At 39.4% G+C, this 16,623-nt stretch carries 11 protein-coding genes; 1 reads left to right on the top strand and 10 read right to left on the bottom strand.

Features of this window, described 5'->3' with window-relative positions; translation table 11 throughout:
• Nucleotides 1-72 precede the first annotated feature (72 nt).
• Nucleotides 73-1,329, top strand: coding sequence for a sodium:proton antiporter (locus FZF08_RS01380; protein ID WP_159466827.1), 1,257 nt, complete (start codon nucleotides 73-75; stop codon nucleotides 1,327-1,329).
• Nucleotides 1,330-1,348: 19 nt separating this feature from the next.
• Here FZF08_RS01380 and FZF08_RS01375 read toward each other — a convergent pair whose 3' ends face one another.
• From FZF08_RS01375 to FZF08_RS01330, 10 genes are all read right to left on the bottom strand, one after another.
• Nucleotides 1,349-2,374 carry a hypothetical protein gene (locus FZF08_RS01375; protein WP_159466826.1) on the bottom strand — a complete coding sequence of 342 codons (1,026 nt, stop codon included), beginning with the start codon at nucleotides 2,372-2,374 and terminating at the stop codon, nucleotides 1,349-1,351.
• Nucleotides 2,375-2,376: 2 nt separating this feature from the next.
• The gene (locus FZF08_RS01370) at nucleotides 2,377-5,064 is read right to left on the bottom strand and encodes a hypothetical protein (protein ID WP_159466825.1); all 2,688 of its coding nucleotides are present in this window, start codon (nucleotides 5,062-5,064) and stop codon (nucleotides 2,377-2,379) included.
• Nucleotides 5,065-5,160: 96 nt separating this feature from the next.
• A complete protein-coding gene (locus FZF08_RS01365) occupies nucleotides 5,161-5,904 on the bottom strand; it encodes a glycosyltransferase family 2 protein (RefSeq protein ID WP_159466824.1) in 744 nt (247 codons plus the stop codon).
• A gap of 76 nt (nucleotides 5,905-5,980) precedes the next feature.
• Nucleotides 5,981-7,084 carry an acyltransferase gene (locus tag FZF08_RS01360; RefSeq protein ID WP_159466823.1) on the bottom strand — a complete coding sequence of 368 codons (1,104 nt, stop codon included), beginning with the start codon at nucleotides 7,082-7,084 and terminating at the stop codon, nucleotides 5,981-5,983.
• Between the two features lie 2 nt (nucleotides 7,085-7,086).
• Nucleotides 7,087-8,781: a hypothetical protein gene (locus tag FZF08_RS01355; protein WP_159466822.1), complete on the bottom strand. Its 1,695-nt coding sequence runs from the start codon at nucleotides 8,779-8,781 to the stop codon at nucleotides 7,087-7,089.
• The gene (locus tag FZF08_RS01350) at nucleotides 8,778-9,698 is read right to left on the bottom strand and encodes a transketolase family protein (protein WP_159466821.1); all 921 of its coding nucleotides are present in this window, start codon (nucleotides 9,696-9,698) and stop codon (nucleotides 8,778-8,780) included. The genes FZF08_RS01355 and FZF08_RS01350 overlap by 4 nt, the downstream gene beginning before the upstream one ends.
• Nucleotides 9,695-11,689, bottom strand: coding sequence for an NAD-dependent epimerase/dehydratase family protein (locus FZF08_RS01345; protein WP_159466820.1), 1,995 nt, complete (start codon nucleotides 11,687-11,689; stop codon nucleotides 9,695-9,697). Before FZF08_RS01345 ends, FZF08_RS01350 begins: the two co-directional genes overlap by 4 nt.
• Nucleotides 11,682-12,509 carry a transketolase gene (locus tag FZF08_RS01340; protein WP_159466819.1) on the bottom strand — a complete coding sequence of 276 codons (828 nt, stop codon included), beginning with the start codon at nucleotides 12,507-12,509 and terminating at the stop codon, nucleotides 11,682-11,684. Before FZF08_RS01340 ends, FZF08_RS01345 begins: the two co-directional genes overlap by 8 nt.
• 121 nt (nucleotides 12,510-12,630) lie before the next feature.
• Nucleotides 12,631-14,496, bottom strand: a complete 1,866-nt coding sequence (locus FZF08_RS01335) for a glycosyltransferase family 39 protein (protein WP_159466818.1) — start codon at nucleotides 14,494-14,496, stop codon at nucleotides 12,631-12,633.
• 60 nt (nucleotides 14,497-14,556) lie between these two features.
• The gene (locus FZF08_RS01330) at nucleotides 14,557-16,614 is read right to left on the bottom strand and encodes an OmpA family protein (RefSeq protein ID WP_229216377.1); all 2,058 of its coding nucleotides are present in this window, start codon (nucleotides 16,612-16,614) and stop codon (nucleotides 14,557-14,559) included.
• Nucleotides 16,615-16,623: the final 9 nt, after the last annotated feature.

The following is a 16,623-nucleotide window of genomic DNA, read 5'->3' as shown; positions in this document are numbered from 1 at the left end:
CGTTAATAGAACCTTCAAAATTTTTATGGCTGCTATTAATTTTTTATTTTAGCCAGTCTAAAAAATATTTTCATGGAGTTATACTATTCGTTTTCTGTACTAATTGTCATATCTGCGGTCTTTGCCTATATCAATGCACGTTTTCTAAAATTGCCGGCTTCAATCGGTGTAATGGTCATTGCTCTTCTGGTTTCTTTGGGTTTGCTTGCCACTGATAATATATTTCCCCACACATTTGACAGGGTAACAACGTTGTTGAACAGCATCGATCTGACTGAAATTTTAATGGGCGCGATGCTTAATTTTTTACTTTTCGCGGGTGCGATTCATATACATTTGGAAGATTTGAAGGAACAGCGGATACCGGTCATGGTTTTCTCAACGGTAAGCGTTGTGATTTCCACTTTTGTGATTGGTTTTATGATGTATGAAATCCTTCCCTGGCTTGGGTTAGGAATTCCGTTTATTCAATGTCTCGTTTTTGGTGCACTGATTTCTCCAACAGACCCGATTGCCGTTTTAGGAATTTTGAAACAGGCTGGTGTACCCAAATCATTAGAAACTAAAATTGCCGGCGAATCACTTTTTAATGATGGAATGGCTGTTGTGGTTTTTATTATTATGCTCGCACTGGCGCGAGGAGAGGAGGTTAATACATCTTTTGTTGGTATATCAACGCTTTTGGCAAAGGAAGCACTGGGAGGAATATTATTGGGTGTGGTGCTGGGATTCATCGGTTCGCACGCCAATAATAAAGTGGATGGTTATAATGTCCACGTGCTGATCACGCTCGCGATTGTTATGGGTGGGCATTTGGCGGCGGAAGCTATGCATATGTCTGGACCGCTAGCGATGGTTGCTGCCGGATTGATGATTGGTAATTATGGGAAAAATCTGGGAAATATTACAGCGACGGAGCAAGATTATCTTGACAAATTCTGGGAGCTTATTGATGAAATCCTCAATGCGCTTTTATTCCTGATCATTGGTTTTGAATTATTGCTCATCCCGGATCTGAAACAATATGGCTGGATAGGAGCAATCACAATTGCCGTCGTTTTATTTGCCCGTTTTATTTCGATTTATATCCCGGTGAGGATTATTCCTTTCCGTAAACGTTTTGGCAAACAATCCATTATTATTCTGGTTTGGGGAGGCTTGCGAGGCGGCGTTTCGATTGCACTGGCGTTGTCGATTGACAATGATCTGAACAAGAACCTGCTTCTGGCAATTACTTATTTTGTAGTTCTGTTTTCAATTATTGTACAAGGCCTTACGGTTGGAAAATTGACTGGTAAGATTGACAATGTTGAAGATGCGATAATATGAAAGAAAGGTAACACAGGAATCAAATATTTTCCTGAGTTATCTTTTTAATAAGTGTATTCGTTTTGTGCAGCCAAATATCCTGAGCCTGGCAAGTCCAATGCGAATCACCTCGGAGATATGCTTTTTCCTTCATTTTTCGAAAATCGGCAAGCACATCAACGTAAGGAATATCAAGTTTTGGATTGGAATAAACTCTGCTGATCAGATGATTATAGTTACCATATTCCGGCATTAAGACAGACACTTTGTTAGGAATAACAGATAAAATGACGTGATCAAAACCAAGTTTCTGAGCGAGCTCTTTACTTTTTGAAATATTATTAACAATTGAATCTACTTCTGAATCTTCCAGATCAGTAAACGACGAAGTAATGGCCGGAGTATCCGTATCCAGGTAATAAACTAAACTTTTATCGTTATTGACCAGCGTAACTTTTTTATCCGCTCTATGAAATAAGTGGTAAGTAAATGCCGCTTTCATTTCCTTTAATTTCAATAAAATATCGTTTTGAAAAAAGACGGCATCCAGTCTTCCCTCGGTTCCATCAGATGAAAACGCGAGGTCAAGCTTATTCATAAACGAAGCTTCTGGCCCTTTTGAAACATAGGTTTTTGAATCAGCAATTAAATTATGAATGGGCGAAATCATCTTTTCACGAAAATGTCTTTCAACACTTTCCAACAAAAGAATGTTGACTGCTGAAGTATCCGTTTTTAAATGCAGAATATTATCCCAGTGCACATATTGATATTGATCTACCGCAAAATCTTCTTTTTCAATACGTTCTTTTTCAGTAAAACTGTCGCCAATGATGTACAAATGGATTTTTTTTGAGCCCTTATTTTTCTCAACAAAAATCTGCTTAGGACACTTTTTAACAGGATCTTTAAACTGAGGCAAATTGGATAAACGGTACAAATCTCCAAAACGATAACTGTCCTTGGTCAGATTTGACTCATCCAGTTTTGTTTTTAATGCAGGACTTAACCCAACAAGCCAAACAAAGGAAAAAAGTATTAAAAAAATGTATTTCAAATATTTCATAATTAACGCAGCTTAATCGACCAAACCTGTACTTTCTTTTCAGAGCGACTGAAAATCAGTAATTTGTAGTAAGATGGAAGATAGGTTAACTGTACTTTCATTTCGGAAGGAATCGGTTTATCGCCTAAACGTTTTCCGGTCATGTCAAATATCGTCGTATAATTTCCGGACCGGATCGTGATAAATCGGTTGTCTACGCCAAAGAAATGGTATTGGATCGTAGAATTTGGCAGCAGATTTTTAATCTCAAAAAGCTCCTTTCCTTCTTTTGTCAGGAATGCCGCTTTGTTAGTAGAAGTTCGGACCAAGATCCAGTCCAAAGAATTTCGGTCAAACAATGTTTTAAATTGGCAAGATGGCTCCGGACGTAATAACTGTGTTTGTGAAGTTATTTTCCCATCCATACTAATCCTGGTCAACGCGCCATAAACACTTATCCCAACTAGCTCCGACTGGCCGGTTGCAGGATTTTGCGTCCAGGTAAACGGACTTTCCGTTCGGGCCAGAATATCCGCAGGGAATCCGTCCTTTATGGCTCCTGTGGTTTTTAAAAGGAAGATTTTGCCGTTTTTCTGGGTTACAATATAATTCCGGTTTCCAATCTGGTTCAAAGCAATAATAGGTCCCTGAATTTTATCAAAATGCGTGGACCGGTTCAGTTTCCTAATTGCTTTTGTTACACTTTCCCAAATGTAAAGCTCACCGTAAGCATCCGTAATGATAAAACGGTTACTGCCATCTTCCCCGCCGTCAATCATATTAAGCGCCGTAATTCTGGAATCGGAAGGCAAAACTTTGGAAAAACTGGTAATTACATGGGTAGAATCATCTTCATCAATGGCGTATACTGCGCTCGAAGTCGCAAGGATCCGTTGCTGTCTTCCAATATTCAGGAAGTCAACTTTGTAAGCTGAGGTGACGATCGGGCCATTTAATTTTGTTACCGTTTCTGTTTTTCCTGTTTTTAAATTATTAACCCGGAGCAGATTATTGTCTTTGTCCGTTAGCAAAACTTCTGAACTTCCGTCGATAGGGTTTTGCAAAGCTGTTAATGAGGAATCGTATAAAATCGGCCATTCAATATCAATGTTCAGGAAAGTACGGTTGAGCACTTTATTAGCGGTCTGCCGTTTCTTTGGATTAAGCGTAATCTCAGGATACGCGTCACCACCATCATAACGGCATTGAAGAATGACAGATTCGATTTTGGAAGTCAGATCTGTATATGATTTTGTATCAGAGCCTTCTCCACGTGATTGTGCTTTTCTCAAATTTACAACCAGGGATAACTGAGCATCTGATTTGCTGCTTGTTAAAACGCTGTCATATTCCGCCGATTGTTTCCAGGTTAGCTGATTCTCATAATCAACAATATAATTTTGCAATACCTGCGAATTGTTGCTCATCACCAGATATGGCGCGACATACGTAATATAGGTACGTGGAAATCCGGAAAACATAGGACCGTAAATACCTGCTGGTAATTCAGGAATTGCTACGGAATAAATATCATATCCCTGAAACTGATCTGTTGAAACATTGGATTCAGGGGTAGAAAGCCTTGCCAGTTTTTTTAGAACAGGCCGTAATTTATCGTAGTTTGAAAATTCGGCAAGAATTATCTTTCCGTCACTGATACTGTTATTTTCTTCCAGCTGACAAAGGATTAGCTCTGAACCCAGGTTGTCCAAAAGCAGGTTACTTTCATTTCCAATATGATAAACCAGCTTTTCCCAGGCTTCAGATTTTAGTTTTTTATGCCATTTTAAAAACTGTTTTTGAAATGCAGGTTTGTCTTTTACACCAAATCTGTAAAAATAAGATGTTTGCTGAGAGATATGTTTATGACCTTTAAAAGGGAATCCGGAACTGTTTTTTAACCAATCGGTAATATAATAATCTGGTGAATCAGTACCAGCGGAAATCATCAGGAGTTTATTTTCGCCTTCCGTTTTTTCAACATGAAAATCCTGGTAATTTGGAAATGCCCTTGCAAATTCTGCAAAATTGCTGCTCTGGTTATTGGTCGGTATGATAGATTTCCAGGCTTCATTTTTCAAATATAAACTCGTTCCATAATTGGAATCATCACTTTTTGAAAACGTGGATTTTAGGTTGGAACTAGGAATATGAAGGGAAGAAGTACGTACCACATCTTCAATCAAATCACCATAATAGCTTAAAATCAGAAACTTATCCTTAATTACATAAGAGAATAAAGGTCGGGAATGTGTGTCATTGATGTCCGTGATCCTGTTGTCCTGGAAAGTATGGTGCATCACCCGGATATTGTCATGATGCGGGTTTTCCAGCCATTTCGAATCTTTTTCTTCCTCAACGGGAATGTACATGATCACGCCCCATTCGGTGTTGGTACGTGGGTGATAGGAATAGGAAATGTCCTTTCCTTTAAGAAAAGCATTTAATTTTTTCTGATCCGGAGACAAAAGATTTAGCAGTGACAAATTATCACTGGCAATGTCCAGAAGGGGAAGTCTTTTCAGATCAAGATTGGCATCCGTAGCTTCATATACAGAATCCTGTAAATGTTCGCTCGTGATGACAACAACGGCGTTGGAAGGAATATACTTCCACGCAGCCGAAGAGCCGCGAAATGATTTGTATAGAAAATATCCTGCCGGAACCAGAATGATGGCCAGCAGGATAGTAATGATTCGTTTTTTCGACACGGGCTTAATGAGTAAGCAGTTTCAGGCAAAAAACTTCCGGGAAACTGTGTTATTTTTAACTATAAAAATACTCAATATGAGCTGTTTCTCCTTTTGTTAAGCACGGATCGCTTTTACGTGCTGGTTCAGTTCCAGACGGAAGCGTAGCAATTCTTTAAAACTGCGTATACAAACCTTCCAAAGGTTCCATTTTACGATGGACACTTCTCCGGTTTCGCGGTCTTTATGTGTAATTGGAATATCGAATGTTTGCTGACCGGATTTTTTTGCCATAACCGAAAGGAAAATATTAGGGGCAAAAGGTTCCGGGTTAGGAAGCTGGTTCATCAATTTTTGAAGAAACGTTCCTTTTATCAATCTGAAAGGAATGTTGCTGTCAAGAATATAGGTTCCATAAACAAACGAAATGGTGCTTCTCAGGAACTTGGTAATGAATAAACGAACGCCGGCATCATGACGAACTTCACGATATCCAAGTATAAAATCAGACTGATGTCTTTTCTCCCAAAGCTTGTCAAAATCATCTGAAACGAATTGATCATCGCTGTCAGTCTGGAATATATATTGTGAATTTAATTCCAGAGCTTTATTGTAACCATTTACAACTGCGTTGCCGTGGCCACCGTTTTTCTGGTTGACAACAGTAAGATTGGTTACTTCTTTTTCAAGTTTGTCCAAAAGTATTTTTGTATTATCCTTGGAACCGTCATTGATGACAATCAGTGTCGTATTGTCGTTCGGGAATTTATTTTTCAGGAAACTTGTCCAGTTGTGTACTACTTTTTCGATACAATCTTGTTCATTGTATGCCGGCATTACTATACTAAGAAGGAACGTCATGCAGAAATTTATTTGGTATGTTAATGCAAAATTAAGGAAAAAAGACTGTAACCGAAAATTGGATATTTTTTATTGACTAAGCGTAACGATCTTTTAGCGAATTAATTGGTTTTTCGAAGCAATACCAGGATATGGATGCAACGATTACAGTTAATAAAGAAAACAGACACGCTTCAAAAGTTAAATTGCCTTCCAGAACAGGAAAATGCTGGTAAATTTTATGAATTAACCTGACCGTCGGGTGGTTAGGGCCGCTGTGGTAATGGTTATAAATGAAATTGTGATACAGATAAATACCATAACTTATTTTTCCTAAATACACGCTGACAGGGTTTTCAAGAAAATATTTCATTGCACCGCCATAACCGGTTACTGCGCGTCCAATCAGGAAAAAGCTAAAAATGGAAGAAACCAGACGATCAAATACGACATCAACGATGTTATGAATTTCTCCGAAACTTTTATTCCAGTATTGCATTAAAATCCAGCCTAAAAGCCCCAACAAAACCGGCCAGGTTTTATCAAAAAGTTTCAGGAAAATATCTTTCTTATAAAGCTGTAACCAGGCCATTAATCCGCCAAATGCAAAAGAATCAAGACAAGCGGGCATCGTCACATAAGAAACACTCCAGTCTTTTCCCGAAAAATAAAAATAGAACCGAAGCAATACGCCCACGACACCCATGAAGGCAAGCCAGGGAACCAGATTTTTCCTCGAAACAAAAAATATCAGAAACGGGAAGAATAAATAAACCTGTTCTTCCACTGCAAGTGACCATAAATGGTCGCATGATCCAAGCCAGGTTTGGTAAACTCCGATGTAAATGTTGGTACCATAAAGTGCCAGCCATAAAAATTTTTCACGAACCGGCGGGACGTTCAAAATGAATAATATAGCGAGCAAAAGATAGTAAATCGGGAAAATCCGGATCGTTCTGCGGATCAAAAATTTACGGATGTATTTCTTAAAACCATCAGGTTCGGTTACGTAATGTTCTTTGCTTTTAAGTAAGATTCTTGAAATCAAAAATCCGCTTAGCACGAAGAAAATAGTAACACCCAGTTTTCCGTAAGGAATTATATTTACTGCTGAAAAAAAATGGTCAATAAGTACGAGGGCAACTGCTATAAAGCGGATTCCGTCCAATTGAATGATATGTCCCTTTGCAGTTGCGTGCATGTTTACCAGTTTACTTTTACTTTATCTTTTGTAACGTTCTCCACCGAAATGTTGTCAGTTTTAAACAAAATTCCTGTTTCATCACCCTGCTGACGAATAATAGCTACTTTATAATTTCCCTTTTCCAGAGAAGAAAAAGGAATATCAGCGTGAAATCCTGGCGCGAAGTAATATTGTTTAAGAAACAATTCTTTCCTGTTATTATTACGACTTCTATGGGTTGGAAAAACATAAAAACGTTTTTCTGAACTTAATAAAATATAAATCCCGCTGTCCTGAAGGCGTTGGCTTGTAAAGCCTGTATTTTTTACCAGCAATGATTTTGAAGTTTTCTCAAAGGAAGTTCCAGCATACAATTCTGTTAATGCGCGAGAATTTCCTGCATAACCTTGCCTGTCTGCAATGCTAATTAGAGGCAGCCATTTTTCGTAAAATATTGGTGTCTTTTCAACAATGTTGGCAGCAAAAGAAGTATCAGCCGGAGCCTTTAAATCTTTGTTAGTGTAAGTCCAGTTGAATTGGCTGGTCGTCAAATCCTTACGCAGATTAAATGCATCGACCAGGTGATAGTGGTAACTGAAAACATTGAACGTGATGGCCAGAAAAACGATTGCAGTGATGTACGGTGATAAAAAACTGCCACGAATTGGAATGACAACGTACAAATAAGCAACCATTAAAAGCAATACAGAATATATTTTATACCGACTGGTAATCAAAAACTCTAATCCAAAACCTGCACGGCTGTATACCACGATTACAGCCGTTCCCAAAATGAACAGGATTGTTCCAAGGCAAAACAGATCCGTAATTTTTTCAAATTTGACAGAATATTTTTTTGTTGAAATCCTGAAAAGAGTGGCGGAAGCAATGGATATAGCAACCAGGAACAAGAAAATCCCCATAAAAACGCAGGCACCAAAATGATCTTTTACCGGAATTGATTCTGCAAAACAACCCAGAAAAGCCATATATCCTTTTACCAGCTGAAAAAGCGATGCCTTGGAAGCCGGATTGGATTCCGGTTTCGTGTAAGTCCAGAAGTAAGCAAGAATTCCTGTTAAACTTAAAAAACACCAGGCCGCCAAACGTTTACGGTCGCCGGAAAGGAAAAGCATTACCGCACCAACCGGGAAAACTAACAATCCATTCCCACTTGTTGAAATGGTAAGAAGAGCCAGGATCAAAGATAAAACGAACAAAAATGGCTTGGGATGAACGCATAAATAAAGTGTCCAAAGCAGCAAAGTGATCACGCCAAAATTCTGAATGGCAGCCATTCCCCAGTACATATTTTCCCAAAAGGCAAGGGTAAGCCAGATGAAGGAAATGGGTACAAGCGCGAATAATGGCTTTTTGTTATTTTTCAGAAGAACGTACCAGAGCGGAATTACCCCAAGCAATAACAGATTTCCGATCAGCATCAGATGCCGGTAATTCAATTTACCAAAAGTTGAGAAATCAAGCCAGGTAAAAAACCGGTCCAGTGCGATGCGGTGTTCGTTATGCTGTTTGAAAATGGCTTTGAATTTTCCCTGCCAGGTTCCGGCATGTGCATATTCTACAATAAACGCTTTTAACGCATGGTCATCCCATTTTGGAATATTGATGGCATAGTAATCCCACACATAAAAATAAACTCCTATGGGAATAAAAATGATCAGGCTTACCAGTAGCGTTAAAGCCCCCTTGCTCATGCAGGAATAATTAATTGATGAATATGCGCGGTAAGTGAAGCCGGATCCAGTTCAGAAAGCTTCTGGTGATAGGCCTGGCTTCCGTATAACCGGTTTGGATATCCTTCTGCTTTCAAACTTTTGAACGAGCTCATTTTTACGCCTCTTTCCAAAAGCTGAACCGAAAGCTGTTGTGCCAATCCACCCGTTCCTACGTGTTCTTCAGCCACCAAAATTGCCGGTGCTTTTTCGATAAGATTGACGATATCGTTCGTAAGTTCCAATGGAAAATGCAATGCATTGATCACATTCACTTTCGACGCCAGTTCATTGGATTGCTCCAAAGCGGACATTACATTATTAGCAATTGGACCAAGTGCAAAAATGGTGATTTCAGGAGCATCTCCCTGATGAATAACTTTGAATGAACCGGAAGAATAAGAATTTTCCGGGGCATTTTTACCAAAACCCAGACGCAAATAAGCAGGGCGGGATTCTGAAACGATTTGTCTGATCACAGGTTCAACTTCATCAGCAAAAGCGGGAACCCAGACATTTGCGTTTTGCAAACCACTCAGGCAGGCGATATCTTCCAGCGTATGATGGCTGCTGCCCATAATTCCATAACCGTATCCACCGCCATTTCCAACCAGAAAAACGGGAAGATTATGAAAGCAAACGTCATTACGGAATTGTTCCAGACAACGGTAAACGATGAAAGGAGCGATGCTGTAACAAAAAACTTTATATCCTTTATGTGCAAAACCAGCTGCCACACCAACCATATTCTGTTCGGCGACACCTGCATTTATAAATCTTTTTCCCAGCTTGCCCTGTAAAGTTTCCAGTGCGGCATATCCAAGATCACCGGTGATGAAAACGATAGAGTCGTCTTCCGTTGCCAGTTGTAACATGGTGGCTGCAAATTCTTTTCTCATTTTCTTAACTGTTTAACCAATGTCCTGATTTCGTCCGCAGTTTTATACGATTTTGAACCTCGTCTGATACGTGTACGAATATATTTTGGCCGTTTTTTTGTCTCTTCAAAAATCTTGGTAATATATTCTCCCAAAAACGAAATCCCCAGAATGGTAAGTCCGCCAAAGAATACGATCAGTACAATAACGGTGCTAATGCCTTGTGGCGTTTCCGGGAAGAAAAATAGTTTCGCCAGAATTTGCCATATAATTCCTAAAATTGATAGTCCAGTCAGTGTAAAACCAGCATAACTCATCAATTCCAACGGAGCAAAACTGAATGAGAAAATTGCTTTTTTCGCCCACCAGATATTTTTCGTCCAGTTATTTGTGGAGACACCAAACATACGTTCTGGTCGCACATAGGGAACTCCCGTTTGTTTGAAACCAACCCAGGCGCGCAATCCGCGAAGAAATTGTTCCGTTTCTGGCAAATCTACCAGTTCTTTCACCACTTTTCTGTCGATCATGGAGAAATCGCCGGCATCACGGGGAATCGGGATGTAACTAAGACTTTGGAAGATTTTATAAAATGTTTTGTAGAAAAAGTGAATATGCGGCTTCATTTCACGCTGCACACGGACACCGTAAACCACGTCATATCCTTCCATCCATTTCTCGTAAAATGCTGGAATAATTTCAGGTGGATCCTGCAAATCCCCATCCATCAAAACCACACAATCGCCCGTAGCGATTTCCATTCCACTCAAAAAAGCAGACTGTGAACCGAAATTTCGGGAGTGACTGATGCCAACCACGTTCGGATCTTTATCACAAATTTTGTTAATCACTTCTTCCTGATTATCAGGCGAGCTGTCGTTAACAAAAATAATTTCATAACGTACTTTTAAGTCATTACAGGTTTTTACAATTCTTTCATACATGAATGGAATTGCCTGTGCATCTTTATAACACGCAATGATCGCAGTAATAACCGGATTTAATTTCGGATTAAGGAAAGCCGGAAGGATCGAATCTTCATAATTAAGAACATCCTGCCAGTTTTTTGTTTTTGCCAACCCGTCTTCCAGAGAAGTTTTTGCTTTCCAGCCAAAATCGGTTTCAAAAGCATCCGGATCACCATACCATTCTGCCAAATCCCATTTCCGGTTTGACATACTTCCCCATTTTGGTTCTTGTGCAATACCAAAAGTTTTACGGGAAGTTTCAACAAGATCACCAATCGTGGTTTTTCTGCCCGTGGCGATATTGTAAGACCTTCCTGCGGTTGCACTGGTTATGTTAAGCGCTGCATCTAAAAATGCCTCGACGCAATCTTCAATAAAAACAAAATCGCGACTAATATCTGGTGAAACCAGCGAAGGAAGTTCGCCGTTTCTGACGCTTTCAATCAGTTTTGGAATAAGTCTGTCGGGCTCCTCCCAATAGCCGTAAATGGAATAAAGACGAAGATTAAGCGTTTTTAAATCCAGAACTTTTGCATAATATTCTAATAAATAAGCCGCTGAAACTTTGGAAACTGCATAATGGCTATTCGGCTGTACACGATCCGTTTCTTTTGGAGCAGTACAATTAAAACCATATTCTGAACTGCTTCCTGCATGAATGTAAACCGTTTCTTTTGAACAATTTTGCAGAATGTTGGCCGTACCTATAACATTCGTTTCATAGGTAAGATTTACACTGCTTTGTTTGCTGTAAGCACCGTAAGCGGCAAGATTAAAAAGCGTTTGCGGTTTATATTTTTCAAAAACTTCACGAACAGAGTTGTCCGAAAGGATATCGCAGTGAATAATATTTTCAAACGGAACATTTAATAATTTTAACCGCCATGCCTTGGTTGCATCATGGGTCAGTGCGTAACAGTCTTTTCTGATTTTAAAAATATCATTAAAAAGATTTGCACCGATAAAACCACTGGCTCCAAATATGAAAATCGGTCCTTTCAGTTGTTCTATTTTATCGCGGTAATGCGGTAAAGAATCAAGCATTGGTAAGTTCATTAATATAGCGTTCCGTTACTTCCAGACTGGCCTGTCGATATTGTTCTTCACTCATCGGAAGATAGTGCCACTCCATTTTATTTTCCATATAAGACACACCCTTACCTTTTACCGTGTTGGCGATAATGGCTTTTGGAAGTCCGTTCTTATGGGTTTTTAATTCTTGTATTACTTTGTGAATAGCATAAATATCATGACCATCCACTTCTACGGTTTCAAATCCGATGGCACGCCATTTTTCAGGAGAAGCCGTTTCACCTAATACTTTATCGGTAAAACCAAAACCCTGAATTCCGTTTTTATCCACAAACATAAAAAGGTTATCCAGCTGATTGGCAATGGCATAATGCGCCGCCTCCCAGGTTGTTCCTTCGTTGGTTTCTCCATCAGAAAGCAAAGCAAAAGCGTAGCTTTCTTCATCACTTACTTTGGCTGCATGGGCAATTCCGGTTGCAATCGGCAGGCCGTGCCCAAGTGATCCGGTGGCAAAAGGAATTCCTTTGTATTGACCCGGAGCAGGGTGGGCGGGAAGTGTTGTTCCGTCCTGATAAAAGGTGGAAAGTTCTTCATCAGAAATTTCGCCAAGAACATTCAGACAAGCATAAAGCGCTGCTGCTGCGTGTCCTTTTGATAAAATAAAAGTATCTTCTTCGGATTTGTTTAAAAACAGAATAGCGATCATCAGGTCAATGCAGCTTAGTGAGCAGCCAATGTGCCCGGCGTTTGCCTGATGATAAAGTCCAAGGATTTTCAACCGTAATTCACCGCTGATCTGCCTTGGTTCATTTATTATTTCATTTACTGTCATGGCAGTTTGAATGTCGATGTTTGCGATGAAATCAAATACAAAGTAACGAGCAAAATTGTATTATTATGTGCGCAATATACAAAATCTTATTTGACGGTTTTGCCCGGAGAAGTCACTTCTGTTATTCTGATCCGTATCGAATACCTTTTAAGTTGATGATTTCCAGCGTATCTTTTTGAATATTTCGCTTAATTAATATTCTGTCAACCTGGGTTGTATCCATTGACTGAATATAATTTAAACTTTTTGGGAGGTATAAATTTGTAAGCTGCGCATCCTGGATTGAATAGGGAAGGAAGGTGCGATCCATTTCTGATAAAATCTGGAGTTTGAAAGCGGGATACAAAATAGTGTCACCTTTTTGATATAGCTCCTGAATTTTATAAGCAGCTTTTTCATAGGGGTTTGCAACGCGGGGATTGGCAAATCCGCCGTATTTCACAGAGCGATCTTCATAAAATTCTTTCAATCGTTGTCCTACAAAATAGAATTGAATGGCAAGGAAAACGAAAATCAGATATTTAAATTCTGCTCTGATTTCTGATATATATTGAAGCAATAAACTGATCAGAATAATTACATAGGGAAAGGAGAATCCTGAATAACGTTGCTGAATCCCACTGGTATGTCCACCTTTAAAAGCCATTACGATCAGGAACAATGTTGGGATCAAGGCCATCATGTAAAGCAATACCATTCTTTGACGCTGCAATTTGTCGGCATCTTTATAAATATCATAAAGAAATGATAAAGCAAAAATCACAACTGAAAGTACGCAAAACTGAATTTTATTGCTGGTGTACACCAAAGCACTCAACAGAACGATGACGTAGGGAATGCGTGGAACGATGAATTCGTGTAGTTTTATTTTGTCTTTTAACCGATACCAGGCAATCAATAGAATTCCTACCAGGAGAGAAATCAGGAAATTACGTTTTCCAACCAGCGATTCTGCCATTCCATTTGTGAAAATAACGAGATCGGAAAACATAGGTAATGCTTTATTGTAAACATTTATAATTGTCGCCGGAACGACCCCGAATGGATTATTCCCAGGTTTCGTTTCAGCCATTCTTCTGTAAAGATCGGCCTGATAACCCAGAGTGTAAAAAGTATATTTGCCTCCTCCATACAAAAGCCACCATGTAACGCCGGATAAAGCTGCCACGGCAGAAATTGCCATTTTTATCCATCCACTAACGGATCTTAAAAAGAAAAGCGCATATAATCCATGAACCAGTAATACTGTAATGGTCAGGAAATGAGAGAGAAGTCCAAGTCCGGCGGCTAAAATATAACCCAAATAGAGCCAGATATTATTTTTATTTCCTTTACTGCCTTCAATGATTTGTAAAAAGAAATACGTTGAAAGAAGTGTCAGGAAAAAGGTAAGAGAATAATTTCGGGCTTGATGGCTATAAGCAATAAAAAAAGGTTCAATGGCGACAATACCGGCTGCAATTAATCCCGTATTTATTGAGAAAAAGCGTTTACCAAAAAGATAGGTAAATCCGATGATCAGCACACTGAAAACTACTGAAAATAGTCTGGCAGAAAAGTCGGAAATTCCACAGATTTCCATCCAGATATGCAGCAGCAAGTAGTAAAATGAGCTATTTCCGATATCGCTCCGGGTCATTGCTTCGTAATAATCTGCCAAAGATTTAGGTGCCCAAAAATCTGCCGGCGTGAAGGAACGAGGTGAAAAGGTTTCAGTATAAGTAAAAGAACGTAAAACTGGCGATGGTTTATAACTCAGTGGTGGGGTTTTCCAGAATTCAGGAATGGTGACTTTTTTTGTTGAAAAAACTTCCTTCTGATTCGCACCTTCCAATACAATTCCCTGGCTGACAACCATCGTACTTTTTTCATCAAAAAAGATACTGTAAGAATCCAGGTGATAAAGTCTGAGGGCGATGCCGATGACGAGAATAACGGCAAGTGTGATCCAGGTTTGTAAACTTTCCTTCTTGTATGTGTGCACCATGTTTTGATTGTGGGAAGTTAAAGCCGCGAAATTAAGGAAATTTCCTTTGATTAGGCACTTTTACATTTTTAGGATGGTAAACTCAACGCGCCGGTTTTTCTGACGGGTTGCTTCTGTGAGGTTACTGGCAATCGGTTTTGCCGGCCCCCATGCTTTGGTTTGTATTCTGGATGACCCGATACCTTTGTTAACCAGATACTTTTTAACTTCCAAGACACGGTCTTCCGAAAGTTTTACATTTTTCTTGGTGTCTCCCTGGTTATCAGTATGTCCTTCCAGCAAAATTTCCATTTCAGGATTTTCATTCATAACCCCTACAATACGTTCAAGCTCCTGAAAGGAAGTTTCGGTTATCGTAGAGCTACTTTGTGTGAACATATTGTTAGCCAGTCTTATTTGCTGTCCGGGTTTTATCGGTTGCAGATATAGATTTTTTTTAATTGTCCTAAAACCTGTTTCATCTATAAAATCAACATCTTCGCTGGAAGAGAAATACCCCTTTTGTTCTGCAATGATGGTATACGTTTCCTTCAACGGTAAAATTAATTTGAACTCACCCGTTTCTCCGTCGTAACTGGTCTTACTAAATACCTCCCCGGTTTTTAGGATTTTAGCAACAATTTCAGCTTTGACTGGCGTAGTTGTTTCAAATTCAAATACAGCCCCCGATACTGTCGCAACCGGATCAGGTTTTATGGAAGGCGTAAGTTTAATCCGGAAAATATCGTCTTTCCCCAACGTGTTATCAGCAGAAACAAAGTAGCCATAATCACCGGCAGCAGGAATGTTGAAATAAGAATCTTGTTTTGCTGTATTTATTGTTGGTCCAAGATTTTCAGGTTTAGACCAGTTTAGCCAGGTATCGTCCAATCTCCGGGATAAAAATATATCACCGCCGCCATAACCGCTTCTTCCTGAAGATGCGAAGTATAATGTTTTATTGTCAAGTCCAAGAAACGGTGAATTTTCATCGCTTGCACTATTTAGTACCGTTCCCATATTCTTTGGTTCCGACCATGTATCATCGCTTTGAATAAATGAAACGTAAAGATCCTTTTTTCCCTCAGAATCTTTGCGTTGCACCGACATGATAATCACATTGCCATGGGGAGAAACTGCATAACCGGAGAAATCATCGTAGTTATAAAAGTTTTGGATTTTCATTTCTTTTGGGAAACTCCATCCGCTTTTTGTGTGAAATGATCTTGACAATCCATTGATTAGACTGCCACCAGGCAGGTAAACATTAATCAGGTAAAGCGTTTTTGCATCTGCGGATATGCCAACGATCGCATTATCACCTGCGGTATTAACAGGAGGCCCCAGATTAACGGACGTTGTCCAGTTGTTGTTCTTATCTAATGTTGAAACCCAGGCATCCTGTTTATTGGGCGAGCCGATGTTTTCCTCATATTCTGCTCTGGTAAAATATAATGTCCTTCCGTCTGCGGATATGATGGGATTGATTTCTTGTCCTTTGCTATTAATTGCTTGCCCGAGATTTTCCTTTTTTTCGTCTTTCAAGATGCCCGGAGCAACATTTATCATTGCTTCGATAGGTTCTGTACCTGTTGAAATACCAATGGCGTCGATCTGGTTGAAACCTGCGACCTTGATCGGGTCTAAAATAATTTTAATAGCATTGGTGATTAAATTTTCCTGCTTCGGGAAAATCCTAAGCATGCGGCCTTTGGGGAGAATTGGTCCGGCTTTTTCGTCATAAATCAGGAATTCTTTGCCGGTTTCATCATAAGCATAAACTCTTGTAACAGATCCTGGATTAAAGTTTTCTGCCACAGCAACCTGCTTTAACACAATTGGCTTTTCAAACCCCACTTTAATCCATTCCTCATTTCTACCGTCGGGCATAGCGGGTGACCATGCACAAAAACTATTTCCAAAATCAGGTAATTTATTGGGCTCACCCAAAATTTGTTTAGAACGAAATCCTTGTCCGTAAGTTTCTTGCCTGTATTCCGAGGAGTATCCAAGTATTTTATCTGCCCAAAGTATCTGCTGAGCGAATGATTTTCCGCTAAACAAAAGGATAAGGGCAATACAAAAATTCAATTTTCTTCTCAAAAGGCTCATTCGGGGTGCACTTGCTTGTTGTGTCATTCTATTCTA

Source organism: Dyadobacter sp. 3J3 (assembly GCF_009801115.1).
GTDB lineage: Bacteria > Bacteroidota > Bacteroidia > Cytophagales > Spirosomataceae > Dyadobacter.
Note: the sequence above shows the minus strand (reverse complement) of the source record. Positions and strands in the feature narration are given on the sequence as shown.